The 24,277-nt window shown below is 65.5% G+C and carries 19 protein-coding genes; 6 read left to right on the top strand and 13 right to left on the bottom strand.

What is annotated here, in order from left to right; translation table 11 throughout:
* Positions 1-19: 19 nt before the first annotated feature.
* The 12 genes from CKW13_RS09315 to xerC form a co-directional block, all read right to left on the bottom strand.
* Entirely contained in the window at positions 20-1,282 is a 1,263-nt protein-coding gene (locus tag CKW13_RS09315; RefSeq protein ID WP_095108300.1) for an OprD family porin, read from the bottom strand.
* Between the two features lie 129 nt (positions 1,283-1,411).
* Positions 1,412-2,566 (bottom strand): iron-containing alcohol dehydrogenase, encoded by a 1,155-nt coding sequence (locus tag CKW13_RS09310; RefSeq protein WP_095108299.1) that lies wholly within the window; start codon positions 2,564-2,566, stop codon positions 1,412-1,414.
* A gap of 25 nt (positions 2,567-2,591) precedes the next feature.
* A complete protein-coding gene (locus tag CKW13_RS09305) occupies positions 2,592-3,746 on the bottom strand; it encodes an iron-containing alcohol dehydrogenase (protein WP_095108298.1) in 1,155 nt (384 codons plus the stop codon).
* 9 nt (positions 3,747-3,755) lie between these two features.
* Positions 3,756-4,403: an ABC transporter ATP-binding protein gene (locus CKW13_RS09300; protein ID WP_095108297.1), complete on the bottom strand. Its 648-nt coding sequence runs from the start codon at positions 4,401-4,403 to the stop codon at positions 3,756-3,758.
* On the bottom strand, positions 4,400-5,170 hold the full coding sequence (locus tag CKW13_RS09295; protein ID WP_095108296.1) for an ABC transporter ATP-binding protein: 771 nt from the start codon (positions 5,168-5,170) through the stop codon (positions 4,400-4,402). Before CKW13_RS09295 ends, CKW13_RS09300 begins: the two co-directional genes overlap by 4 nt.
* Positions 5,167-6,111, bottom strand: a complete 945-nt coding sequence (locus tag CKW13_RS09290) for a branched-chain amino acid ABC transporter permease (RefSeq protein WP_095108295.1) — start codon at positions 6,109-6,111, stop codon at positions 5,167-5,169. The genes CKW13_RS09295 and CKW13_RS09290 overlap by 4 nt, the downstream gene beginning before the upstream one ends.
* Position 6,112: 1 nt before the next feature.
* Complete coding sequence (locus CKW13_RS09285; protein ID WP_095108294.1) at positions 6,113-7,012, bottom strand: branched-chain amino acid ABC transporter permease; 900 nt, start codon at positions 7,010-7,012, stop codon at positions 6,113-6,115.
* A 72-nt stretch (positions 7,013-7,084) separates the two neighbouring features.
* On the bottom strand, positions 7,085-8,407 hold the full coding sequence (locus CKW13_RS09280) for an ABC transporter substrate-binding protein (RefSeq protein WP_095108600.1): 1,323 nt from the start codon (positions 8,405-8,407) through the stop codon (positions 7,085-7,087).
* Positions 8,408-8,443: 36 nt separating this feature from the next.
* Entirely contained in the window at positions 8,444-9,775 is a 1,332-nt protein-coding gene (locus CKW13_RS09275; protein ID WP_095108293.1) for an ABC transporter substrate-binding protein, read from the bottom strand.
* A gap of 251 nt (positions 9,776-10,026) precedes the next feature.
* Positions 10,027-11,367, bottom strand: a complete 1,341-nt coding sequence (locus CKW13_RS09270) for a sigma-54 dependent transcriptional regulator (RefSeq protein WP_095108292.1) — start codon at positions 11,365-11,367, stop codon at positions 10,027-10,029.
* A 7-nt stretch (positions 11,368-11,374) separates the two neighbouring features.
* The gene (locus CKW13_RS09265) at positions 11,375-13,102 is read right to left on the bottom strand and encodes a PAS domain-containing sensor histidine kinase (RefSeq protein WP_095108599.1); all 1,728 of its coding nucleotides are present in this window, start codon (positions 13,100-13,102) and stop codon (positions 11,375-11,377) included.
* Between the two features lie 83 nt (positions 13,103-13,185).
* Positions 13,186-14,031: a tyrosine recombinase XerC gene (gene xerC, locus CKW13_RS09260; RefSeq protein ID WP_095108598.1), complete on the bottom strand. Its 846-nt coding sequence runs from the start codon at positions 14,029-14,031 to the stop codon at positions 13,186-13,188.
* Positions 14,032-14,488: 457 nt separating this feature from the next.
* On the opposite strand from xerC, the gene CKW13_RS09255 reads away from it, so the two are divergent.
* The 4 genes from CKW13_RS09255 to CKW13_RS09240 all read left to right on the top strand — a co-directional run bounded on the left by CKW13_RS09255 (position 14,489) and on the right by CKW13_RS09240 (position 18,050).
* The gene (locus CKW13_RS09255) at positions 14,489-14,761 is read left to right on the top strand and encodes a type VI secretion system contractile sheath small subunit (RefSeq protein WP_095108291.1); all 273 of its coding nucleotides are present in this window, start codon (positions 14,489-14,491) and stop codon (positions 14,759-14,761) included.
* Positions 14,762-14,944: 183 nt separating this feature from the next.
* Complete coding sequence (locus tag CKW13_RS09250) at positions 14,945-15,652, top strand: HPP family protein (protein WP_095108290.1); 708 nt, start codon at positions 14,945-14,947, stop codon at positions 15,650-15,652.
* A gap of 136 nt (positions 15,653-15,788) precedes the next feature.
* Positions 15,789-16,895 carry an enoyl-CoA hydratase/isomerase family protein gene (locus CKW13_RS09245; RefSeq protein WP_095108289.1) on the top strand — a complete coding sequence of 369 codons (1,107 nt, stop codon included), beginning with the start codon at positions 15,789-15,791 and terminating at the stop codon, positions 16,893-16,895.
* A 3-nt stretch (positions 16,896-16,898) separates the two neighbouring features.
* Positions 16,899-18,050: an acyl-CoA dehydrogenase family protein gene (locus CKW13_RS09240; protein WP_095108288.1), complete on the top strand. Its 1,152-nt coding sequence runs from the start codon at positions 16,899-16,901 to the stop codon at positions 18,048-18,050.
* Positions 18,051-18,170: 120 nt separating this feature from the next.
* On the opposite strand, the gene CKW13_RS09235 is transcribed toward CKW13_RS09240, so the two are convergent.
* Positions 18,171-19,355 (bottom strand): porin, encoded by a 1,185-nt coding sequence (locus CKW13_RS09235; RefSeq protein ID WP_095108287.1) that lies wholly within the window; start codon positions 19,353-19,355, stop codon positions 18,171-18,173.
* 349 nt (positions 19,356-19,704) lie between these two features.
* On the opposite strand from CKW13_RS09235, the gene treZ reads away from it, so the two are divergent.
* Together treZ and CKW13_RS09225 are read left to right on the top strand one after the other, a co-directional pair.
* A complete protein-coding gene (treZ, locus tag CKW13_RS09230; protein WP_095108286.1) occupies positions 19,705-21,495 on the top strand; it encodes a malto-oligosyltrehalose trehalohydrolase in 1,791 nt (596 codons plus the stop codon).
* Positions 21,492-24,227, top strand: a complete 2,736-nt coding sequence (locus CKW13_RS09225) for a malto-oligosyltrehalose synthase (RefSeq protein ID WP_095108285.1) — start codon at positions 21,492-21,494, stop codon at positions 24,225-24,227. The genes treZ and CKW13_RS09225 overlap by 4 nt, the downstream gene beginning before the upstream one ends.
* The last annotated feature ends 50 nt before the right edge of the window (positions 24,228-24,277 follow it).

Here is a 24,277-nt window from a genome sequence, read left to right as displayed (position 1 = left end):
CGGATACGGGCGTGCAGTATCAGAGCGCCGAGAAGGTGTAGCTGACGATTAGGCGGTTTTCGTCGAACTCCAGGCTGCTGTAATCGCGGCGCAACGTGCTGTTGCGCCATTTCAGCGTGAGGTTTTTCAGGCTGCCGCTTTGGATCACGTAGGCCAGTTCACTCTCCCGGCCCCACTCCTTACCGTCGCTGACGGTGGCAGTGTGCACGTTGTCGCCGCTGATGTAGCGGTTCATCAGGGTCAGGCCCGGCACGCCGACGCCAGCGAAGTTGTAGTCGTGGCGCAATTGCCAGGAGCGCTCCTTGGCGTTGTCGTAGCTTGAGTTGTAGCTGTCGTTGGCCAGGGTGCCGCCGCTGGTGCCGTTGACACGCATCCACGCGTTGTCGCCGCTGACCTTTTGCAAGCCCACATAGAAGGTGCTGCTACCGTACTTGGCCGAGAGCATGGCCGAGGCGGTTTTGTTGTCCAACTCCCCTGCCCGCTCGCTGCCGCTTTCCTTGCCGATGAAGTAGCCCAGGTTGGCGCCCAGGGTCCAGGCACCGACGGCTTGGCTGTGCACCAGGTTGATGAACTGTTGGTTGTAGATGTCTTTTAGCTCGGCATTCCACAGGCCGAGCATCGTGCGTTTGTCGTTGAACGTGTATTCACCACCGGCGAAATTGAAGCGATCGGAGGTGACCCCGCCCAAACCGGTCATCGACATATCGTCCATGCTCGCGTCGTTGCGCGGGCTGTTGCCACGGAACTGGCCACCGTAAAGGGTCAAGCCGTCGATTTCCTGGGACGTAACCTGTGCCCCGCGCATGGTCTGCGGCAGGGAGCGGCCGTCGTCGGAACGCAGGATTGGCAGCACCGGCATCCACTCGCCGACTTTCAGCTCGGTCTTGGACAGCCGCGCCTTGAGCGCCACTCCAAGGCGCCCGAAGTCATCGGCCGGGCGGCCGTCGTCGTGTACCGGCAGTAAATGGGTGTTGGTGGTGCCCCGCCCGCCGTCGAGCTTGAGGGCGTACAGGCCTAGCACATCCACGCCAAAACCCACGGTGCCCTGGGTGAAGCCGGACTTGGCGTCGAGGATGAAACTCTGGGTCCATTCCTCGGCCTTGCCCTGGGAATACGCCGGGTTGGTGAAGTTACGGTTGATGTAGAAGTTGCGCGCCGTGAGGCTGGCCTTGGCGTCCTCGAAGAACCCGGCGCTTTCCTGGGCCACGGCGGGCAGTGCCGCGATGGCCAGGGCCAGGCTGCTGAGGGCCAGTTGAGCGTTGGAGCAGGTACGACCTTTCATTGTTTTTATTCTCTTGGTTAAAACGCAGGTAAAACCCTGCCCTGCGCAGTTGCGGACGATCCGTAAAAGGCCAGGGGTAAAGCCGATACGCCCGCGCACCGCGTTGCGGCGCGGGCGCCACAGCGTGGGTCAGTAGATGCCGCGGTAGATGGCTTCTACATCGTGCTCGGTCATGTCCGTGGGGTTGCTGTCGATGAGGCGGCGGATGCCCACCACCACCTCGGTGGCCATCAGCGGCAACGCCGCTTCATCCACGCCAAGGTTGGACAGGCGCAGCTCCAGGCCACTGTCGGCCACCAGGGCCTCGATGGCCTGGACAAAAGCGAGCGCCGCGTGCGCTTCATGCTCGAAATGCTCCCCGGGCAACAGGTAAGCCGCCAATTCGGCATATTGGCGCTGGGCCGCGTGCAGGTTGAAGCGCAACACCGGCGCCATCACCAGGGCATTGGCGTGGCCGTGGGGAATGTGGAAGCGCGCGCCCAGCGGATAAGCCAAACCGTGGATCGCCGCCACCGAGGCATTGACGAATGCCATGCCGGCCATCAGCGAGCCTTGCAGCATCGCGGTGCGCGCGGCGACGTCGCGGCCATCGGCCAACACCTTGCGCAGGTTGGCGCCCAGCAACGCCAAAGCGGCTGTGGCCAAACCATCGGCGATGGGGTTCTTGCGGGTGCGGCTGGTGTAGGCCTCGATGGCGTGGACCATCGCGTCCAGGCCCGTGGCCGCGGTGACTTTGGGCGGCAGGCCGAGGGTCAGCTCGGGGTCGAGCACGGCGATATCGGGCATCAATTGCGGCGAATACACCGCTTGTTTACGTTGCTGCTCGTCGGTGATGACCGACACCCAGGTCACTTCCGAACCGGTGCCCGCCGTGGTTGGCACCAGCACCAGCGGCACCCGTTGGCCCAGGGCCTTGTCGGTGCCGTAAAGGTCTTCCAGGGGTTGCTCGCTGCGGATCAGCAAGGCCACCAATTTGGCCGCGTCCAGGGAACTGCCGCCACCCAGGCCCAGCACCGCATCGGCCTGGAACGAGCGCGCTTGCTCGGCGGCTTGCTTGACCACCGTGGCCGAAGGGTCCGGCACGACTTGGTCGTACACCGTCACCGCACAACCGGCCGCGGCCAGCGCCGTTCGCGCCTGGGCGGCAAAGCCCAGGGCGACGATGCCCGGGTCGCACACCAACATCACCCGTTGCGCGCCGAGGCCCGCTAGCAGGGTGCCGACGCTACTTAACGCACCGGCCTCGCAGACCACACGGGGCACGCTTCTGAATTCGTAATTCATGCTCATTCCTCTCAAGGGCCTGGGGTCACAACACCGAGGCGTAGATGGCGCGGGCGTCTTCGCGGCGCACCGGGCGCGGGTTGTTGATGAGCAAGCGCTCGACCTTCATCGCGTCGTCGGTCAGGCGATCCAGGTCCTCGGCGCTCACGCCCACCTCCTGCAAACGCTGGGCAAACGGCATGCGCGCCACCAGTGCGGTGATAAAGCCGATAAAGGCGTCGCAGGCCAGGGCCGGGCTGGCGAAGCGCTGGCCCGGCAACACCGCCGTGGCCAGCTCGGCGTACAACGCCTCGGCCGCCGGCCGGTTGAAATTGAGTACCGGCACCAGCACCAGGGCGTTGCTCAAGCCGTGGGGCACATGGAACTGCCCGCCCAGCGGATAAGCCAGGGCATGCACCGCCGCCACCGGCGAGTTGGCGAACGCCATGCCCGCCAGCATCGAGCCCAGGAGCATGTCCGAGCGTGCCGCCAGGTCGCCGGGCTCGGCCAGCACCCGGTCGAGGTTGCCCGCCAGCAGGCGCAGGGCCTGCACGGCGAGACCATCGGAAAGCACGTTTTTCTTGTGCACGCTGGTGTACGCCTCAATGGCGTGGACCATGGCGTCCACCCCGGTCATGGCGCTGACCGCCGCAGGCAGGCCCACGGTCAGGCGCGCGTCGAGCAAGGCGATGTCCGGGTACAGCAAGGGGCTGACCACGCCTTTTTTCTCGTGGCTGGGGGTGGTGACGATCGCCACCGCCGTGACCTCCGAGCCGGTGCCCGCCGTGGTCGGCACCTGGATCAGCGGCAAGCGCGGGCCTTGGGCCAGGTTGATGCCGTAGATCGCCTCCAGTGCCTGCTCGCGGCCACACAGCAGGGCGACGAGTTTGGCGGTGTCCAAGGAGCTGCCGCCGCCCAGGCCGATCACTGCTTGGGCGCGGCAGTTGCGCGCCGCGTCCACGGCATCCTGCACCGAGGCCGCGGGCGGGTCGGCTTGTACGTCGCTGTACAGCGTTGCCTCCACGCCGGCCTCACGCAGCGCCTGCAACGGCGCGTCGAGCAAACCGGCGCGCAGCAGGCCCGGGTCGCTCACCAGCAGTACCCGCTCGGCGTTGAGTTCCCGGCACAGCGTACCGAGGCGCAAGGCGCCGTCGATTTCGCAAATCACCCGGGGCGTGGTTTCAAAGTTAAATGTCGACATGCTTGCGCCCTACCCTGCGGTTACGCTGCCGCGTTCGATGCGAAACACGGCATCGACCAGGTCGGCAGAGTGAGTGTCATCGGATTCGGAGATCAGCACACACAGGCCCTCTTGGCCCAGTTTGGCGATCACCTCGCTCAAGCGCCGGGACAGCACCGGCGCCACGCCCTCGAAAGGCTCGTCCAGGATCAACAGCTTGTTGCCCGGCATCAACGCCCGCGCCAGGGCCACCAGTTTCTGCTGGCCGCCCGACAGTTGCATGGCCTTGCGGTCGCGGAACTGGGCGATCTCGGGAATCAAGCTGTAAACCCATTCCAGGCGCTGCGCACTGTCGGCCAACTTGTTGGCCCACACCGGCAGCAGGATGTTTTCTTCCACCGTCAGCGACGGGATCAGGCGACGGTCTTCGGGCAGGTAGCTGATGCCGGCGGTGGCGCGGGTAAACGCCGGTTGCGCGCACAAATCCTGCCAATTGAAGAAGATCGACCCCGAATCGGCGGGCAACAGCCCCATGATGGCGCGGATCAGGGTGGTCTTGCCTGCGCCGTTATGGCCGATCAGGCCGACCATTTGCCCCGGGCCCACGTACAGCGACACGTCGTGCAGGATCGGCACACCGTCGATGGCCACGTTCAGGTTGCGTATTTCCAGGCTCATTGCTGCACCTCCTTGTGGGCCTTGGGGCCGCCAGTGACGAATTCCTGCACCCGCGCGTTGGCCAGCACCTCTTCGGGGGCGCCGTCGGCCAGCACTTCGCCGCTGTAGAAGGCGAGGATGCGCGAGACATAGCGGCGTACCACGTCCATATCGTGTTCGACGAACAACACCGTCACCCGGTGCTCGGCCACCACTTTCATCACGGTGTCCATCAGCGCGGTTTTTTCTTCGGCGCTGACGCCGCTGGTGGGCTCGTCCAGCAGCAGCATTTGCGGGTCGCCGATCAGCGCCATGGCGATGTCGATCAGCTTGCGCACCCCTTGCGGCACCGCAGTGACCAGGGTGTCGCGCCACTGGCTGATGCCGAACTCGGCGAGGATCGCGTCGGCGCGGGCAATGCGCGGTGCGCTGCGCATCGGCGCAAGCAAGGCCGGGAACGGGCTCTCGGCGGCGGACACGGCAATCAACAGGTTGTCCAGCACGCTCAGTTGCGGGAACAACTGCGCCACTTGGAACGAGCGCGCCATGCCGGCGCGGGTGATGGCCCGGGGCGTGCGGCCGATGATCGAATCGCCGTTGAACAGGATCTCGCCACCGCTGGGTTTGAGGTAGCCGGTGACCATGTTGATGAAAGTGGTTTTGCCGGCGCCGTTAGAGCCGATCACCCCCACCACTTCGCCCTGAGTGATGCGCACGTTGACGTCCTTGGCCGCCGTGACGGCGCCGAACGACTTGCACAGGCCCCGCGTTTCAAGAATGCAGTTCATGCCTTGGCCCTCCTGGCTTGACCGGTAAACAGGCTCCATAAGCCCTTGGGCAGAAAGACAATGATGGCCAGCAGGGTGAAGCCCAGAATCATCTGCCAGCTATGGGGCACCAGTTCGATGGCGTAGGTACGCACCACCGCGAACACGATGGCGGCGATAAAGGGTGCCGCCACGTGGGCGGTGCCACCGAGCAAGGCAATGAAGACGAACTCGCCGGAGGTGATCCAGTACGCCATTTCCGGGTCGATATGCCCGGCCGACAGGGCCATGAAACCACCGCCCAGGGCCGACACCGCGGCTGCGGCGACGTAGTTCATGTACAGCACCCAGCGGGGCGACTGGCCCAGGTATTCGACCCGCACTTCGTTCTCGCGGATCGCTTCGCACATCATCCCGGCACTGCTGCGGCCATAGCGGTGCAGCAACACCGCCAGTACCGCCGAGGTGGCGACGATGATGACGAACAGCGCCAACGGCGCCTGGCCATCGGCCGGCGACCAGCCGAACAGGGTCCAGGCCTTGACGTTGAAGCCGTCGGTGCTGCCCAGGCCCGAGCTCTTGACCAGCACGCCGTAGAGAATCATCGAGAACGCCAGCGACAGCATGGCAAAGAAGATCTCGCGGTAGCGGGTCATCAACAGGCCCAGGAGCATGGCCAGCAACACCGCCGCCCCCACGCCGATGGCCAGCAGCACGGCCAGGTCGCTGATGTTCAAGAAGTGCCCGCTCATGCCCACGGCGTAGCCGCCGACGCAAAAGAACAGGCCCTGGCCAAAGGTCACCAGGCCGGCGCGCATCTGCATCACCACGCCCTGCACCACCATGGCCTTGGCCAGCGCCATGGTCAGCAAAAACACCAGCCACTGCGGCGCGATCCAACCGCCGGCGGCCAGGGCCACGGCAACGCCCAGCAAAATCAGTTCGGTTTTATCCAGGCGCATATCAGATCTTCCTCGCAACGACGCGGCCGAACAGGCCCTGGGGGCGTACCGCCAGCACCAGCGCCATGACGCCGTAAATCACAAAGAGCTCGAACTCGGGGGCGTAATGCACCGCCGCCGCCCGGCTCAAGCCCACCAGCAACGCGCCCACGGCCGCGCCTTCGATACTGCCCATGCCGCCGACCACGACCACGGCGAAGGCCAGCACGATGATTTCCACGCCAATGCCCGGCACCACGGAAATCGCCGGGGCGGTCAAGGCGCCGGCCAGGGTGCCGAGCATGGTGCCCAGCACAAACACCAGGGTGAACATGCGCCGCACGTTTACGCCCATGGCCATGGCCACTTCACGGTCGTGGATCACCGCCCGCAAAACCTTGCCCTGGTGCGTGCGCTCCAGCCACAGCCACAGGCCCAGGCCCAGCACCGCCGAGACGCCCACCAGCATCAGGTCGTAGTTAGACACCTTGAGCCCGGCCAGGGCGCTGCGGCCCATTTCGGCGTAGGGCTGGTAGGCGAAATAGGGGTTTACGCCCCAGATCATCTTCATGGTGTCTTCCAACACCAGCAGCAGCGCGTAGGTGATGATGACCATCAGTACTTCATCGCGGCCATACATGAACTTGAGCAGGCCGCGCTCGATAATCAGGCCCACGATCAGGCCTGCCACCAGGGCGCAGCCGAGCATCAACAGGTAACCGGCCCACACCGGGCCGATGCCATTGTTGAAATACCAGCCCACCAGCGAGGCGGCGGTGTAGGCGCCAATGGCGTAGAAGCTGCCGTGGGCCATGTTCAGGATGCGCATGACCCCGTAAATCACCGTGAGCCCGGCCGCGACCAGAAACAGCCACGAGGCATAGATGGTGCCGTCGATCAGCACCGCGAAGAGACTCATCATAGAGGTCCTACCTTGGCAAAAAGGTGGCGGCGCCCGCAGGCCCGCCACAGTGGCTCAATCACGCGGGGCGGTTCAGTTGCACTGCGCGCCCGGGAACCCGGCCTTGATCCATTCCAGCGCGGTGGTGCCGTCTGGCGGGGTCACGCACTCGCCGGAGAAGGCGATGACGTTCTGCACGCTGCCCTGCTTGGCGGCCTTGTCGTAGTGGTATTCGCCGTAGGCGATACCTTGCATGGCCTGGTGGCCACCGGCGCGGGCCATTTGCACGGTGCCGGACACCGACTCAAAGGTCGCGCCCTTGAACGCCTTGGCGATTTCCAGCGGTGCTGGCACCTTGCCCGGCTGCGCCTTGGCATTTTCCGCGGCGTGTTTGAGGCCAAGGATGGCCTGGGCCATTTTGCTCGCCGGGTAGGTCGGCGCGGTGTTGTAGGTGGCCTGGTACTTGTCCTTGAACCAGCGGTTGAGGTCGTTTTCCGGGGCGAAGGCACCGAACGGGCCACGGCCGCCGATAATCATGCCGTCCGGGGCCTGGTCCTTGTAGCGCGCCAGGGCCGACTCACCGCAGGTGAGCACGGCGGTGGCGTCTTCCAGCAGGCCACGGGCGTTGGCTTGCAGCACCAAGGCTTCCATGTCGCCGCCCCAGAAGCTGGAGTGGATGATGTCCGGGCGCTTGACCGACAACGCGGAAATCTCGGCGCCGTACTGGCCCTGGAAGACTTTCGGCATTTGCGATTCGACCACCTTGGCCTTGGGCATCAACTGCTCCATGGAGTGGGTGAAGTCGTTCCAGCTGTCCTGGCCCCAGGCGTAGTTCTGCTGGATGCCGGCGACTTTCTGCGCGTCAGGGCGGGTCTTGGTCAGGTAACGGGCGGCGCCAATGTTGTCCACGGCAGCATCAAGGCTGGTACGGAAGACGAATTGCGGGGTCTTGTCCTCCTTGAACAACTGGGAAGTGCCGCAATCGTAGAACACGGTCATCGCCCCCAATTCTTCAGCCACTGGGGCGATGGCCAGGCAATCGCCGGACGAGATGTAGCCCACCACCGCATCGACCTTCTGGCGCTGCACCAGGTTGCGGAATTCCTCTACCTGCTTGGCCGCCCCGCCCGCTTCGTCGATCAGCACCACTTCGATTTCGGCGCCATTAATGCCCAGGGTGTTGTAGGGCGCGGGCAACTTGCCCTGGTTCAGCCCTTCCACGAGGATTTTTGCCGCGTTGGCCGACGGCTCGCCGAACGGCCCCGCCGCCGGGCCGGACAGGAAGGTCACGACGCCAATGCGGAACTTGCCGTTTTCCGCGGCCAGGGCCGTGGTGCTCAGGCTCAAGGCCAGGCCAGCGGCGGTGATCGCCAGGGCCAAGGGGTGTTTGCGTGCGCTTTTTTTATAGTTGTGCATGGCTTTTTCCATTGTCGATTCAAGACACAGGGGTGGTTAAGGGGCTCGGCCCTCGGGGCGCGGCTTGCCAGCGGCGTGCGTGGCCAAGCGGCGGTTGATCGTGGCGCTGTCCATTTGCAGCTCTTGCGCCGAATACACGGCCCAGTTGCCCAGCATGACCTGGGCCGGGGGGAACTGGCTGTTGGCCACCGGGGTGCCGATGGCTTGGGTTTGCTGGAGCTGGTGGGTGCGCGGGTCGATGCGTGAGACGAACCCGGGCGGGTCTTCCGGCAAGGCGATTTCCAGGCCTTCGAGGGCGTGGATCAGGGCCTGGGTGTCGGTGCTACCACCGGCCTTCTCGAAGGCTTTGGCCAACACCATCACACCGGTGTAGGCGCCTTGGGCGGCGTAGGTCGGGTAGCGGCCGTTGAGGGCCTGGAAGCGCTGGACGAAGGAGCGGTTGCGCGGCGTGTCGGGCCAGTTGTTGTGGTGGCGGGCCGAGAGGATCAGCCCCGGCGGCGCCTTGTCGCCCAGCGAGACGAGAAAATCGTAGTTGCCGCCCGTGTCGAAGTTGGCCAGGCGCGAGGTCTCGAATAGCCGCGTGCCCGCTGCTTGCGTGACAAAGGCGTGGAAATCCCCGCCCCACAGGGCCGAGACGATCACGTCGGGCTTGGCCTGCTCGAGGGCGGCAATGTAGGCCGAGTAATCCGGCTCATACAGGCGCGGCCACAGCTCGGTGACGTCCTCGAACGCCACGCCGAGTCGGGCGAAGGCTTCGTGCAGGTCGTCGCGCGAGACGTGGCCGTATTCGTAGTCGGGGCCGATGAAGGCCAGGCGTTTCCACCCGGTTTCCTTTTGCAGGGCCTGCAGGTAGCGGGCGCCGGCGGCCATGGAGGTCCAAGTGTCGTTGGTGACGCGAAAATACCAGGGGTGGCCGTTTTCCAGGGTCATGCGCGAGGACGCGTGGTCAGTGCCAATCATCAGCACCTGCTCGCGCTTGGCCAACTCGCTGACCGCCAGGCCCACGCCCGACGACACCATGCCGCACAACACTTGCACGCCATCCTGGTGGATGAAGTTCTTCGCCAGGCCTACGCCATAGGAGGCCTTGGACTGGTCGTCGTCGATAATCACCCGCAGGCGCGGCACCTTGTCGCCCGCCTCGCGCATGGCCTGCAATTCGATCAATGCCACTTGCACCCCGGCGATGCTGTCCTGGCCGTAGATCGCTGCGCGCTCGGTCATCGGGTATAGGCAACCCATGGTCAAGTCGGCCTGGGACGCGGCCGCGCCCAGCTCAACCCGGCCGACCTGGGCCACCGAGGCGACGCTCAGCAACAGGCCGCCCAGGGCAAGGGCGCAGTGAAACCATGGACGTGGCAGGGACATAAGGCTTTTCCTTTAGGGCGTTCGCGACGCCTCTTGTTAGCTAGCAGGAAGGGATAGAGCAAGGGCTGTGCCAGGATGCTGGCACAGCCATGACGGCCGGGGGGAGCGAGCCCGCTCGCGAGGGCATCAGGGCTGTGGGGGGTGATGTTCCCGATCGCGAGCAGGCTCGCTGCCACAGAGGTTTATGGCCACGCGAGCACGCCGTTGAGCGCTAAGCGCTCAACCCTTGCGCGCGGTTGAGCGGTTTGCGCTCAACCCAGGCCCAGGCGCTGCAAGCGGCGCTTGAGGGCGTGCCGGGAAATCCCCAGCAGGTTGGCGGCCAGGCCCTTGTGGCCGGCGGTGCGGCTCAGGGCATCGCTGACCAGGTCGCGCTCGGCGCGCTCCAGTTGGTCGCCCAACACTTGGGGGGCGTCCTGGGCGCCCAGCGGGGGCAGCGGCAGCAGGTCGGGGCTGATGAGCTGCCCGGGGCTGAGGATCGTCAGGCGCTCCACCAGGTTTTTCAGCTCACGCACGTTGCCCGGCCAGCGGTGGTGCACCAGCGCGGTGGCGCTGTCGGCGGCGAAGCGGATCGGCTCCACGCCCTCCTCCGCAGCCTGGCGGCGGGCAAAGTGCTGGGCCAGTAGCAGCACATCCTCGCCGCGCTCGCGCAGGGCGGGAATGTCCAGGGTGATGACGTTCAAGCGGTAGAACAGGTCTTCGCGAAACCGCCCCAGGCGCACGTCCTCGGCCAGGTCACGGTTGGTCGCTGCCACCACCCGCACATCGGCGTGGCTGGCGGCGTTGGCGCCTACGGCGCGGTAACTGCCGTTCTCCAGAAAGTGCAGCAGCTTGGCTTGCAGGGCCAGGGGCAACTCGCCGATTTCATCGAGAAACAAGGTGCCGCCATTGGCCTGGCTGACCAGCCCGGCGCGCTTTTGATGGGCGCCGGTGTAGGCGCCCTTTTCCGAACCGAACAACTCGGCCTCGATCAACTGCTCCGGCAGCGCCGCGCAGTTAACCTCGACAAAACCCTGGGCGGCCCGCGCGCTGTGGTTGTGCAGGGCCTGGGCCACCAGGGTCTTGCCGGTGCCCGACTCCCCCAGCAGCAGGATGCGCGTGGCCGAACTGCGCGCGATGCGCTGCACCGCCTCATGGAGCGCGCGCATCGCCGGGCTGTGGCCGAGCAGGCCGGCGGCCAGTTCAGCGCTGGCTTCGCCCTGCCCGGGGGCTGCTGGCACGTGCACCAGGGCCAGGGTGGTGGCGATCACCGCCAGCAGCTCATCGAGCTCGAAAGGTTTGGTCAGGTAATCGGTGGCGCCGCTTTTCACCGCTTGCACGGCAGCGCGGGTATCGCCATGGGCCGAGATCATGATGACCGGCAGGTGCGCGTGGCGTTGGCGCAGGCCTTCGAGGGTGGCGATGCCATCGATGCCCGGCAGGCCCAAGTCCAGCAGGACGATATCGATATCGGTGTGCTCGCCGCTGAGCAACTCCAGGGCCGCCTCGCCGCTGTTGGCGGCACTGATGCGCATACCTTCGGCGCGCAGGGCGTAGCTCAAGGAGCGCACCAGCGCTTCTTCGTCGTCGACGATTAGTACGTGAATGTCAGACATCGGGGGGTCACTTCGCCTCTTTCCCAGGTGGGGCGCAGAAATCCAGGGTCACCGCAGTGCCCGCGCCCAGTGTGCTGATAATGTCCATGGGCGCACCGTTGGCCTCCAGCAGTTGCTGGCAGATGCTCAGCCCCAGCCCGGTGCCGCGCGCCTTGGAAGTGAAAAACGGTTGGCGGATCTGCTGCAAATCGCCCGCCGGGATGCCGCAGCCCTGGTCGATCACCGTGACCCGAACCCGCTCGCCCCGCGCCTGGGCGTGCAATTGCACGCCGTCGCCGGGCTGGCTGGCCTGCAAGGCGTTGAGGCACAGGTTGAGCAAAATCTGCTGGACTTGGTCAGGGTCCACATACAGCTCAAGGCCCGCCTCGGCGCGACAGTGCAGGGTCACGCCGCGGGCCTGCATGTCGGCCGCCACCCGCCGCGCCACCTGCTCGAACAGGGGTTCAACCGCAACAGCCCGGGGCTGGGCCGGGTGTGGCCGGCCATATTCCAGCAGGTCGCTGGTGACGTGGCTCAAACGGTCGATTTCCTTGCCCAAATCCGTCAGCAAGTGGCGCCGCTCCGGTTCTTCCTCGCGGCGTAGCAAGGCTTGTACGGTGGTTTTCATGGTGGCCAAGGGGTTACGCACTTCATGGGCCACGCCGGTGGCGAAAGTGCCGAGCACCGCGAGGTTTTCCGTGCGCACGGTGCGGTCCAGCACATCGGCCAGGCGCTCGGCCATCACATTGAAGGCCCGCGCCACATGGCTGATTTCATCGTCCCGCGGTTGCTCGGCGAGGCGGTAGCTCAGGTCCCCCATGGACAACTGCTGGGCGCCCTGCAACAGGGTGCTGACCCGTGCGCGCAACTGCCGCGACAGGGTAAAGAACACCACCACAATGAAGGCGATAAAGCCCGCCGCCACCCAATACAGCCACCAGCGCGCATCGTTCAGCGGTTTGAGGATGGCCCCCGGTTGCACGCTGAACACCAGTTGCCAGCCCGGAATGATCTGCGGGCCGTCGCGCCACTGCTTCGGCGCTTGCACCTGGCGCCCGGTGGGGTCGATGAACGCCCCGCCCGGCACCCGCAGCAGCGGTGCCACCACACCGCTCATGCCGGCGCTCACCAGCAACTCGGTCAGCGAGGCCAGGCGCAGGTGCAAGGCAATGCGCACGCGGTGGTCGGTACGGCCGTTGCGGATGGTCTTGCGGATCAGAAAGCCACCGGAGCGCCCCGGGCCGGCCAGCAAGGGCCCGATCACTTCGACATCGCCGACCCGCGCCACCGGCAGGCCGCTGATCGACCAGTCGCGCCGCGTCCAGTACGGCTCGCCGGAGGCCGCTTGCCCCGGCAGTACGTTGAGCAAACGGTCATGCTCGTCGAAAAACAGCACGCCGTAGAGGAATGGGGAGTCCGCTTCGAGTTTGAGCAGCGACTCCACATCACTGCCCGAGCCCGATGGCGTGGCGATAAAACCCGGCATGTTCGGGTGGTTGGACAAGGCCGAGAGCTGGTAGAAGCGGTCGTCGAGGAACGACGACAAGCGGTTGGCCGTGGACAATGCCTGGGCGTCGAGACGCTCGCCGGTCAAGCGGTTGAGCAAGTCCTTGGCCAGTTGTTCATAGAGCACCGCCAGGGTCACCAGGGCGATGCTAATCACCAGTACCGAGAGCAAGGTGTAGCGCGCTACCAGGCTGCGATGGGGGCGGGCCAGCCAATGGCCGAGCCCGTGAAGCAGAGAAATGCGAGTCATGGCGTTTTGATTGTTTTTATAAAGTCGCGCCAGCATAGGGACGGCGGCTCGCCTCTGTCCATGCCTATCCCCGGTTGCGGACCCTACAGATCAAAACGGTCGATGGCCCGGCGCCGTTCGTTATCGTCGCGCACGTCGTAGTTGGCGGTGGTCTGGATGTTGGTATGGTGCGCCAGTTTTTGCGCGATGGACAGGTCATGCTCCTCGATCACCCGGGTGATGAACGAGCGGCGAAAGTCGTGGGGCATGATCTTCACCCCCACCTGGGCGCCGCGCTGGCGGGCGATGTAGTAGATCGCGTGTTTGGTGATGCGCTCGCGGGTGATGTGGCTGCCCCGGCGGATACGGTTGAACAGGAAGGGGTCGTCGGCCTGGCCCTCGGGCAGTTGGGAGCGGCGAAACTCCAGCCACGCCGTCAGTTTGGCGAAGGCCCAGGTGGGCGCGTACTTGACCAGTTGCTTGTTGCCCTTGGCGGTGACCCGCAGGCTGCGTTCGCTGAAATCGAGCTGGCCCAGTTCCAGGTTCACCGATTCGGACTTGCGCATGCCCGAGCCATACAGGATCGCGATCACCGCTGCATCGCGCAGGCCCTGGGGGCGCGGGTCGGCGGCGCACACGGCCATCAGTTCCTGGATCAGGCTGCGCTTGAGGTTGCGCCCCTGGGCCAGGCGCGTACCACCCATGGCCTTGACCGAACGCATCTTGAGCAGGTGGTCCTGGCTTATCAGGCTCAGGCGCCAGGCTTCGTTCATCACCCCGCGCACGGCGTTGACGTACAGCGACGAGGTGTTGGGCGCATAGCCGTCCTCGCGCAGCGCCGCCACCAGGGCGACCACATCCGCCGGTTGCAACTGGTGCCAGGGGATTTCGTCGATATTGAGTTCATCAAAACCCAAGCGATCAGCGGCGTCTTGCAGCACGTAACGCATGGTCAGTTGGCTCGAGGGCGCCAGGCGCGCCAGGTACAGCGTCAGCGGGTTGGCTTCGTGGGCACCGGCAGGGAGGCAGTGGGGTTGAAGTAAGTCAGTCAAGCGGAGCAGGCCTTAAATGAAAAATGCGCGGCCGTGATACGTGGTCCCGGCCTCTGTAAATGAACCCGTAAGCATTTCAGATTATGTAAACAAAGTATTGATCCATATTCGTTTTTCAACACTTTATGGGCCGCGCCAAATGCCTGTCAGACGGTGATTCCAGACAGTTTGCAGGTTTCCCACGCGGTTAATCCTTCAGAGAAAAATCTTACGAGGATATCGGTAACTGCCATCTATGAGTGGCTGTTCACCGGCCCATAATTGGCCGGCAAAAGCGACTTACAAAAAACCAGGTTGCCTTTTTTGTGAATACCGTCTGCCGCCCGTTCCTTCTCAGTCAAACGTAGGCGCTCCAATGTCTGAAGAACTGTTCCTCGATCGCTGTGCAAATCCCTCTCCCCTGACCTTGGACCGGCCCGCGCTGGCGGACGGCTACACGGAACTCAGCGTGCCCCTGCCACAGTTGCAGCGCCTGCGTGCCCTGCGCGACGCCCTGGTGGCGCTCAAAGGGCCCTTGGGCGAACGTACCGAACTGCGCGAAAACCTCGAGCGCGCACTGCTGAGCAGTGAGAGCCGCGAGCGAGTGCTGGGCAAGCAAGTCGCCCCGCCGCTGCCGGTCTACCGTTGAAGCGACGGCGCAAATGCAAAAAAACTGCACTTAAGCAGCATTAATATGAATTAGTCACAGGTGCGGCAGATTGGCACACTGCGCGCCGTTCCTCCCCCAATAGTTGGAACATTTCCCAAGGGTTGCCCGGTTTGCCTGGCAACCCTTTTTTTGCCCTGCCCCGTGTACCGGATCGTCCTCGCCATGCTCGCTCGTTGGTTCCCCGCTGCCCTCAACACCCGCCCCACCGAATGGACCCGCGCCGCCATCGGCATGGCCTTGGGTACGCTGTTCAGCGTCTGGGCCTGTGCCCAGGTGTTTGGCCCAGACGTGGCGCTGCACCTGATCGGCCCCTTGGGCGCCTCGGCGGTGCTGCTGTTCGCCGTGTCGTCCGGCGCGTTGGCCCAGCCCTGGGCGATTCTGGGCGGCTATGCCTGCGCCGGCGTGGTGGCGTTGTTGGTAGCTCATGCGTTGGGCCGCAGCCTGGGCAGCGCTTGCCTCGCCGCGGGCTTGGCGCTGCTGCTGATGTGTGCCCTGCGCTGCCTGCATCCGCCGGCCGGTGCCCTGAGCCTGATTATGGTGGTGGCCGACCCCGCCACCGTCGCCCTCGATTGGCTGGCCCTCGGCCCGGTGATGCTTGGTGCCCTGTGCATGGTGCTCAGCGCCCTGGCCTACAACAACCTGACGCGGGTGCGCTACCCCAAAGGCCACGCCGAACCGGTGGCCATGGTGCCTGCCGACCATGCGCCCGTGGACCCGGCCGCCATCACCGCCGCAGACCTGCACAACGCCCTGCAGGACATGCAGGAATTCTTCGACGTCACCCCCGAAGACCTGGAGCAACTGATCCACGCCAGCGAGCGCCATGCCCGCCGGCGCAGCGTCGGCGAGGTGCTGGCCAAGCGCCTCTGAACGCCGCTCACCCTGCAAAAATGCACAGCTGACCTGCACTTATCACGGTTGTACAAGGCAAATTTGCACTGTTACGATCCGGGATCGTTCGCCCGCGAACACTTCTATAAAAAACAATAAAAGCAGGGAGTTAGTGATGACTGCTGAGGTTCCGTCCCAGGTCCGGGAAGCCCTGGACACCCCCCAACCCCAGGTACTGGCGCAGGTGCGCAACCATATCGGTCACCTGACCCTCAACCGCCCCGCCGGCCTCAATGCCATCACCCTGGACATGGTGCGCAGCCTGCACCGCCAACTCGACGCCTGGGCCCACGACCCGGCCGTGTACGCGGTGGTGCTGCGCGGCGCCGGCGAAAAGGCCTTTTGCGCCGGCGGCGATATCCGTTCGCTGTATGACAGCTTCAAGGCGGGCGACACCCTGCACGAAGACTTTTTCGTCGAGGAATACGCCCTCGACCTGGCGATCCACCACTACGGCAAACCCATCCTGGCCCTGATGGACGGTTTCGTCCTGGGCGGCGGTATGGGCTTGGTGCAAGGCGCCGATCTGCGGGTGGTGACCGAGCGCAGCCGCCTGGCGATGCCGGAAGTGGCCATCGGCTACTTCCCGGATGTGGGCGGCAGCTACTTCCTGCCGCGCATTCCCGGTGAACTGGGTGTTTACCTGGGCGTCAGCGGCGTGCAGATCCGCGCCGCCGACGCCTTGTATTGCGGTTTGGCTGACTGGTACCTGCAAAGCAGCCAACTGGAACTGCTGGATGGCTGCCTCGACAGCCTGATCTGGCACGCCAACCCCCTCAAAGACCTGCAAGGCCTGCTCGCCACCCTGGCGGTGCAAACCCTGCCCGACGCGCCCCTGCTGGCGCAGCGTACCGCCATCGACCACTTCTTCGCCCTGCCCGACATGCCCGCCATCGTCGAGCAACTGCGCGCCGTCACCGTCGGCGACAGCCACGAGTGGGCCCTGGCCACCGCCACCCTGCTGGAAAGCCGCTCGCCACTGGCCATGGCCGTGACCCTGGAAATGCTGCGTCGTGGCCGCCATTTGAGCCTGGAAGACTGCTTTGCCCTGGAACTGCACCTGGACCGCCAATGGTTCGAGCGCGGCGACCTGATCGAAGGCGTGCGCGCCCTGCTGATCGACAAAGACAAGCGCCCACGCTGGAACCCGCCCACCTTGCAAGGCCTCGATGGCCAGCGGGTGGCGGCGTTCTTCCATGGTTTTGACCACCGAGGGAGCTGAGCCATGCACGACCTGGAATTGAGCGAAGAACAAGTGATGATCCGCGACATGGCCCGCGACTTTGCCCGCGGTGAAATCGCCCCCCATGCCCAGGCCTGGGAAAAGGCCGGGTGGATCGATGACGCCCTGGTGGCGAAGATGGGCGAACTGGGCCTTTTGGGCATGGTGGTGCCCGAGGAATGGGGTGGCACCTACGTTGACTACGTGGCGTACGCCCTGGCGGTGGAGGAAATATCCGCCGGCGATGGCGCCACCGGAGCGCTGATGAGCATCCATAACTCGGTGGGTTGCGGGCCGGTGCTCAACTACGGCAGCCAAGCCCAGAAAGAAGCCTGGCTGCCCGGCCTGGCCAGCGGCCAGACCATCGGCTGCTTCTGCCTCACCGAGCCCCAGGCCGGTTCCGAAGCCCACAACCTGCGCACCCGCGCCGAACTGCGTGACGGCCAGTGGGTCATCAACGGCGCCAAGCAGTTTGTCAGCAACGGCAAGCGCGCCAAACTGGCCATCGTCTTTGCCGTCACCGACCCAGAGTTGGGTAAAAAAGGCCTCTCGGCCTTCCTCGTGCCCACCGACACCCCGGGCTTTATCGTCGACCGCACCGAACACAAAATGGGCATCCGCGCCTCCGACACCTGCGCCGTGACTCTTAGCAACTGCACCCTCCCCGAAGCCAACCTGCTGGGCGAACGGGGCAAAGGCCTGGCCATTGCCCTGTCCAACCTTGAAGGCGGGCGCATCGGCATCGCCGCCCAGGCCCTGGGCATCGCCCGCGCAGCCTTTGAAGCCGCGCTGGCCTATTCGCGCCAACGGGTGCAGTTCGACAAAGCCATCATCGAACACCAGAGCATCGCCAACCTATTGGCCGACATGCACACCCGCCTCAACGCCGCCCGCTTGCTGATCCTCCATGCCGCACGCCTGCGCAGCGCCGGCCAGCCGTGCCTGTCCGAGGCCTCCCAAGCCAAACTGTTCGCCTCGGAAATGGCGGAAAAAGTCTGCTCATCGGCGATGCAGATCCACGGCGGCTACGGTTACCTGGAGGACTACCCCGTAGAGCGCTACTACCGCGACGCCCGCATCACCCAAATCTACGAGGGCTCCAGCGAAATCCAGCGCATGGTCATTGCGCGCGAACTGCGCCACTACTCGATATAGGGGGGGCACAGCTGCAAGCTGCGAGCTGCAAGTTTGTGGCTTGTGGCTTATAGCTTCCCCTCCACTACAAAAAAAACCGGCCCCGCCGCGATGCGCACGGCGGGGCCGGTTCAGTTGCGCTTACCAGGTCAGCACGGCACCTACGGCGAAGGTGTCGGTGTCTTCGTTTTGCAGGTCGTTGTCGTGGCCGTTGATTTCAAACTGGTTGTACTCGGCGACCAGTTGCAGGTTGGCGTTGATCTCGTGGAACAGCGCGATGCCGCGGGTTTCGTAGTCGGCGCCGGTGCCGACCACGCCGTTGCCGTCATCCTTGGTCTTGCCGTAAGACAGCGCCAAGCGGTTCTTGCCCAGTTTGTACGAGCCTTGCAGCAGGTAGCCGTCGCTGTCCACCTCGCGCAGCGTCGCCTCGCCAGCGTTGTTGGTATAGAACGGGTTGATGCCCTTGGCCTGGAACCCCGAACCGGTCAAGGACAAGCCGCCCATTTTCGCCTGCACGCCGTAGCCGACGCCTTTGGAGGTGACCGACTGCACGCTCGGGTCGGTGTTGTCAGAGGTCTGGTAGCTGCCGTTGAGCCAGCTGTAGATCTTCGCCCCGCCGAGGTCGAACTGGTACGTGATCTCGCTCTCGGTGCGCGGGTTTTCCTGGTAGGCCTTGCCCAGGGCGCTGTCGTCGTTGGTGTCCACCGGGTCCATGATGCCCACGGCCACGCGCAGGCCTTGCATCACTGGCGTGCGGTAGGTGATTTGCGAGGTGGGGAACGGGTACGGGTAACCGGTGCCGATGTTGCCGAACGACACCCCGCCGCCGTCCACCAGGCCCAGGCTGTCGCTGACCTGGCCGTAGCCGGCGAGCATTTCGTCGAGCAGGATGTTGGAGCGGGCGAACAGGCCAAAGTCTTTACCGATCAATACCTCGCCCCATTCGGGATTGGCCACGGTGCCGTAGAACTGGCGCACGTCGATGGCGGTGTCGGTGCCGTTGGTTTCGCTGTCGTTGATGGTCACCCAGAAAGACGCCCGCGCGCCGAGCTTGAGGTCATCGACCTGCTTGCCCATGTTGAAGCCCAGGTAGTTGGGCAAAAAGCCCATTTTTACCCGTGACTGACGGCGGTCGTACTGCTCGCCGGCGCGGTCCACGTCGCTGTTGACGTAAAAGGCGTTGATGTAGCCGTCGGTGGAAAACGTGGTCTGGTCTTTGTCGTACAGCATGATTTCGGCGTGCGCCGCCGAACTCAGGCCCAGGGTGGACAGGCTGGCGATAAACACCGGCAAGATGGGGTGCCGCAATTTCTTATTGTTGTACATGGCGCGCTCCGCAAACGGGGGACGAGTTGTCGGAGGCAATTATCAGAAGGGCCGCAGGGGGCTCCCATGCTGCCTTGGCGGCGAAAGGCCGCTACTTTGGCCTGGCGCGGGTGGAGCGGCCACAGCGGCGTAAGACCGGGGGCGCCACTTTGGGTGTAAGGCTGGGTGGGTCGTAGGGTGTAGGCACCCTTGCCTGGGGTTTTGCTTACGCTGCGTTGCCAACACACCCCCCGCAGGCCTTGCCTAGGGTTAGGCCGCCCGAAAAACTCGAAACTTCTGAAAAGCCTCCGGGTCAGGTTAAAGGTACGGGGCAAGCGCCCCGCCCCTTGCGACCTGGAGGTATCGACCCATGCCATCAAGGTCACCCCAGGGCCCGCGCCATGGCGCCTGGCCCTTGAGCCCGACCCACACCCGTTTTGCCCTCTGGGCCCCCGACGCCCGCAGTGTCAGCCTGCAACGCGACAGCGGCGAACGCTTGCCGATGCTGCCCGCAGCCCACGGCTGGTATGAACTGGACGCACCTTGGGGTGTGGGCAGCCGCTACCGCTTTGTGATCGACGACCAACACCCCGTGCCTGACCCTGCCGCCCGCGCCCAGGCCACGGATGTACACGGCTACAGCCTGGTAATCGACCCTGACGCCTACCGCTGGCAGCACCCGCAGTGGCGCGGGCGGCCCTGGCATGAAGCGGTGATCTACGAGCTGCATGTCGGCGCCCTCGGTGGCTATGGCGCGGTGGTGGAACACCTGCCGCGCCTGGCCGCGTTGGGCGTGACCGCTATTGAGCTGATGCCTTTGGCGCAATTTCCCGGCACCCGCAATTGGGGCTACGACGGCGTGTTGCTCTACGCGCCCCACGCCGCCTACGGCAGCCCCGACGACCTCAAGGCCCTGATCGACGCCGCCCACGGCCATGGCCTGATGGTGCTGCTGGATGTGGTCTACAACCACTTTGGCCCCGACGGCAATTACCTGGGCCAGTACGCCAAGGCGTTTTTCCGCGAGGACAAACACACCCCCTGGGGCGCGGCCATCGACTACCGGCAAGGCCCGGTGCGCGAGTTTTTCATCGATAACGCGCGCATGTGGCTGCAGGACTACCGCTTCGATGGCCTGCGCCTGGACGCGGTGCATGCCATCGACGACAGCACTTTCCTGCACGACTTGGCGCGCGAGGTACGCCAGCACCTGGACCCGGCGCGCCAGGTGTGGCTGACCCTGGAAAACGAATTCAACCAGGCCAGCCTGCTTGACCCGGCCTTGCAAGCGTTGAGCTTCGACGGCCAATGGAACGACGATGGCCACAACGCCCTGCATGTACTGCTCACCGGGGAAACCGAGGCCTACTACGCCGACTTTGCCGAACGCCCCACCGAACACCTGGCCCGTTGCCTGAGCCAGGGTTTCGCCTACCAGGGCCAGCCCGACCGTCACGGCCGCCCCCGGGGCGAACCCAGTGGGCACCTGCCCCCCAGCGCCTTCGTACTGTTCTTGCAGAACCACGACCAGGTCGGCAACCGCGCCCTCGGCGAGCGCCTCTCACAGCTGTGCCCGCCACTGGCATTGCGGGCGGCGACCCTGTTGCTGCTGCTCTCGCCGATGATCCCTTTGCTGTTCATGGGCGATGAGTGGGCCGCCAGCGAACCCTTCCTGTTTTTCACCGACCACCACGCGCAACTGGCCGACGCCGTGCGTGACGGCCGGCGCAATGAGTTCGCCGGGTTCCCGGCCTTTGCCGACCCTCAGCGCCGCGCCGCCATTCCCGACCCCAACGCCCGTGCCACGTTCGAGGCGTCGCGCCCCGGCGCGCCGGCCAGCGCCGAACAACAGGCCATGCTGGCCTGGCACCACCACCTGCTCAAGGTGCGCCAACAGCACCTGACCCCGCACCTGCCGGGCACCCAGGCCCTGGGCGCGGTGGTACTGGGCACAGGCGCGGTCAGTGCGCGCTGGCGCCTGGGGGACGGCAGCGTGCTGCAAATCGACCTTAACCTGGGCGTGGAGCCGGTCACCCGACGCAGCGCCCCCCATGCCCGAGTGCTGGCCCACAGCACCGCGCAACCGCCCTTGGCGCAGTTGCCCGCCCACAGCGCCATCGCCACCCTTGCCGCCCCGCTACCGGAGGACCCCACCTGGTGAACACGCCCCTGCGCGCCACCGTGCGCCTGCAATTTCATGAAGGCTTCCAACTCGACGACGCCACCGCGCTGGTGCCCTACTTCGCCGACCTGGGCATCAGCCATGTGTATGCCTCACCCTTGCTCAGCGCCAGGGCCGGGTCCATGCACGGCTACGACGTGGTCGACCCGACCCGGGTCGATCCGCGCCTGGGGGGCGAAGCGGCGTTGCGCCGCCTCGTTGCCGCCCTGCGCGAGCATGAAATGGGCCTGGTGCTGGACATCGTCTCCAACCACATGGCGGTCGGCGGTGCCGATAACCCCTGGTGGCTCGACCTGCTGGAGTGGGGCCGGCGCAGCCCCTACAGTGAATTCTTCGATATCCAGTGGCACTCCCCCGACCCCTTGCTCTCCGGCCAATTGCTCGTGCCCTTCCTGGGCAGCGACTACGGTGTGGCCTTGCAGCAAGGGGACGTGGTGCTGCGCTTCGACCCCGCCAATGGCGGTTTCTATGTCAGCCATTACCAGCACCGCTTCCCCATCTGCCCCGACGACTACCCCACCCTGTTACCCGCCACCCTGGCGCACCTGGGCGAGGCTTTCGCGGCACTGGCCGGGCACCCCGACGCCCACGCCCGCGCCGCGCAACTGCGCGAGGAACTGGCCCACGCCGCCCACGCACCGGCGGCCGCCGAGGCGATCCTCGGCCACCTGCAACGCTTCGATTCGCGCACCCCCGAGGGCTTTGCGCGCCTGCACCGCGTGCTCGAACGCCAGCACTATCGCCTCGCCAGTTGGCGCACCGCCGCCGATGACATCAACTGGCGGCGGTTTTTCGACATCAACGAACTGGGCGGCCTGCGGGTAGAACGCCCGGCGGTGTTCGAGGCCACCCACGCCAAGCTGTTCCAGTTGCTCGGCGAAGGCTTGATCGATGGCCTGCGCATCGACCACATCGACGGCCTCGCTGACCCCCGCGGGTACTGCCGCAAACTGCGCCGACGCGTCGATGCCCTGGTGCCAGGGCGGCATGTGCCGATCTACGTGGAAAAAATCCTTGGCGACCACGAACAACTACCCGCGGATTGGTGCGTGGATGGCACCACCGGTTATGAGTTCATGAACCAGTTATCGCTGCTGCAACACCACCCGGCGGGCGCCGAACCCCTGGCCCGCCTCTGGAGCGAGCACAGCGGGCGAGCGGCGGATTTTGCCGAAGAAGTGCAACTGGCCCGCCAACAGGTGCTCAATGGCAGCCTCGGCGGCGACTTCGAGAGCGTGGCCCAAGCCCTGCTGCAAGTGGCCCGGGACGACCTGATGAGCCGCGACCTGACCCTGGGCGCGATCCGCCGGGCGTTGCAGGCGCTGATCGTGCATTACACCGTGTACCGCCCCTACGTCAGCGCCCGTGGCCGTAGCGCCCAGGATCAACGTTTCTTCCAGCAGGCCCTGGACGGTGCGCGCCAGACCCTCGGCGAAGGCGACTGGCCGGTGCTCGATTACCTGGAGCACTGGCTCGGCGGCCAGCCCTGGCGCGAGCGCCCGGCCGGCCGCTCGCGCAAGCTGCTGCGCCATGCCTGCGTGCGGTTTGCCCAACTGACCGCGCCCACCGCCGCTAAGGCTGTGGAAGACACCGCGTTCTATCGCTCGGCGGTGCTGCTGTCGCGCAATGACGTGGGCTTCACCAGCGAGCGCTTCAGCGCCTCGATTGAGGATTTTCACCAGGCCTGCCAGCAGCGCCTGCACCAGTTCCCCGACAGCCTGCTCACCAGCGCCACCCACGACCACAAGCGCGGCGAAGACACCCGCGCCCGCTTGGCGGTGCTCAGTGAACGCAGCGACTGGTACGCCGAGCAACTGGCCCACTGGCGCACGCTGGCCGCGCCCCTGCGCACGGAACTGGGCCCGGCGCCCGGCGATGAGCTGATGCTTTACCAGACGCTGCTGGGCAGTTGGCCGCTGCAGCTGGACCTGGCCGACACCCGCGCCGTGGCCGCTTACCGCGAGCGCCTCGGCCAATGGCAGATCAAGGCCCTGCGCGAAGCCAAACTGCACAGCAGTTGGAACGCCCCCAACCCCGACTATGAACAGGCCTGCCAGGACTTTCTCGATGCCCTGCTCCACAGCCCCCAAGGCGCGCCGCTGCGCCAGGCGCTGGCCCGCGCCGTTGAGACCATCGCCCCGGCCGGGGCCGTCAATGGCCTGGCCCAGGTGCTGTTGCGCAACACCTGCCCCGGCGTGCCCGACCTGTACCAGGGTAACGAGCGCTGGGATTTCTCCCTGGTGGACCCGGACAACCGCCGCCCAGTGGACTTCGCCCTGCGTCGCCAGGCCAGCGCCCAGCCAGCGGACATCACCACCCTGCTGCGCGACTGGCGCGACGGGGGCATCAAACAGGCCCTGATCGCCCAAAGCCTGGGTGTGCGCCGGCACTACAGCGAACTGTTTCGTCGTGGCGACTACCACCCTCTCAGGGTGCAAGGCCCCCGCGCCGAACACATCGTCGCCTTCGCCCGCCACTGGCAAGGGCAATGGGCGTTGGTGGTGGTGCCACGCTGGGTGGCCGGGTGGCTAGGCGATCAGCCCCACATCCCGCCGGCGAGTTGGGGCGAAACCTGCATCCACCTACCGCCCGCCCTGCGGGACTCGCGCTGGAAAGGCTTGTGGGCCACCCGCCTAACAGCCCAAGGCGAGCTTTTGCCGGTCAGCCAGGTGCTAACGCAGATGCCGGTGAACCTGTTGATCGCCGTTTGAGTAACCGCTGCCCCCAATACCCCCTCCCCTGCAGGAGCAGCGGGCCGGCC

The organism is Pseudomonas sp. Irchel 3E20, assembly GCF_900187645.1.
In the GTDB taxonomy this organism is placed as follows: Bacteria; Pseudomonadota; Gammaproteobacteria; order Pseudomonadales; family Pseudomonadaceae; genus Aquipseudomonas.
The sequence above is the reverse complement of the archived record's forward strand: the minus strand, read 5'-3'. Positions and strand labels throughout refer to the sequence as shown.

Excerpts from the sequence above, each read along its gene's own strand:
- CKW13_RS09315 (WP_095108300.1), bottom strand. The coding sequence starts at position 1,282 with ATGAAAGGTCGTACCTGCTCCAACGCTCAACTGGCCCTCAGCAGCCTG.
- CKW13_RS09310 (WP_095108299.1), bottom strand. The coding sequence starts at position 2,566 with ATGAATTACGAATTCAGAAGCGTGCCCCGTGTGGTCTGCGAGGCCGGT.
- CKW13_RS09305 (WP_095108298.1), bottom strand. The coding sequence starts at position 3,746 with ATGTCGACATTTAACTTTGAAACCACGCCCCGGGTGATTTGCGAAATC.
- CKW13_RS09300 (WP_095108297.1), bottom strand. The coding sequence starts at position 4,403 with ATGAGCCTGGAAATACGCAACCTGAACGTGGCCATCGACGGTGTGCCG.
- CKW13_RS09295 (WP_095108296.1), bottom strand. The coding sequence starts at position 5,170 with ATGAACTGCATTCTTGAAACGCGGGGCCTGTGCAAGTCGTTCGGCGCC.
- CKW13_RS09290 (WP_095108295.1), bottom strand. The coding sequence starts at position 6,111 with ATGCGCCTGGATAAAACCGAACTGATTTTGCTGGGCGTTGCCGTGGCC.
- CKW13_RS09285 (WP_095108294.1), bottom strand. The coding sequence starts at position 7,012 with ATGATGAGTCTCTTCGCGGTGCTGATCGACGGCACCATCTATGCCTCG.
- CKW13_RS09280 (WP_095108600.1), bottom strand. The coding sequence starts at position 8,407 with ATGCACAACTATAAAAAAAGCGCACGCAAACACCCCTTGGCCCTGGCG.
- CKW13_RS09275 (WP_095108293.1), bottom strand. The coding sequence starts at position 9,775 with ATGTCCCTGCCACGTCCATGGTTTCACTGCGCCCTTGCCCTGGGCGGC.
- CKW13_RS09270 (WP_095108292.1), bottom strand. The coding sequence starts at position 11,367 with ATGTCTGACATTCACGTACTAATCGTCGACGACGAAGAAGCGCTGGTG.
- CKW13_RS09265 (WP_095108599.1), bottom strand. The coding sequence starts at position 13,102 with ATGACTCGCATTTCTCTGCTTCACGGGCTCGGCCATTGGCTGGCCCGC.
- xerC (WP_095108598.1), bottom strand. The coding sequence starts at position 14,031 with ATGCGTTACGTGCTGCAAGACGCCGCTGATCGCTTGGGTTTTGATGAA.
- CKW13_RS09255 (WP_095108291.1), top strand. The coding sequence starts at position 14,489 with ATGTCTGAAGAACTGTTCCTCGATCGCTGTGCAAATCCCTCTCCCCTG.
- CKW13_RS09250 (WP_095108290.1), top strand. The coding sequence starts at position 14,945 with ATGCTCGCTCGTTGGTTCCCCGCTGCCCTCAACACCCGCCCCACCGAA.
- CKW13_RS09245 (WP_095108289.1), top strand. The coding sequence starts at position 15,789 with ATGACTGCTGAGGTTCCGTCCCAGGTCCGGGAAGCCCTGGACACCCCC.
- CKW13_RS09240 (WP_095108288.1), top strand. The coding sequence starts at position 16,899 with ATGCACGACCTGGAATTGAGCGAAGAACAAGTGATGATCCGCGACATG.
- CKW13_RS09235 (WP_095108287.1), bottom strand. The coding sequence starts at position 19,355 with ATGTACAACAATAAGAAATTGCGGCACCCCATCTTGCCGGTGTTTATC.
- treZ (WP_095108286.1), top strand. The coding sequence starts at position 19,705 with ATGCCATCAAGGTCACCCCAGGGCCCGCGCCATGGCGCCTGGCCCTTG.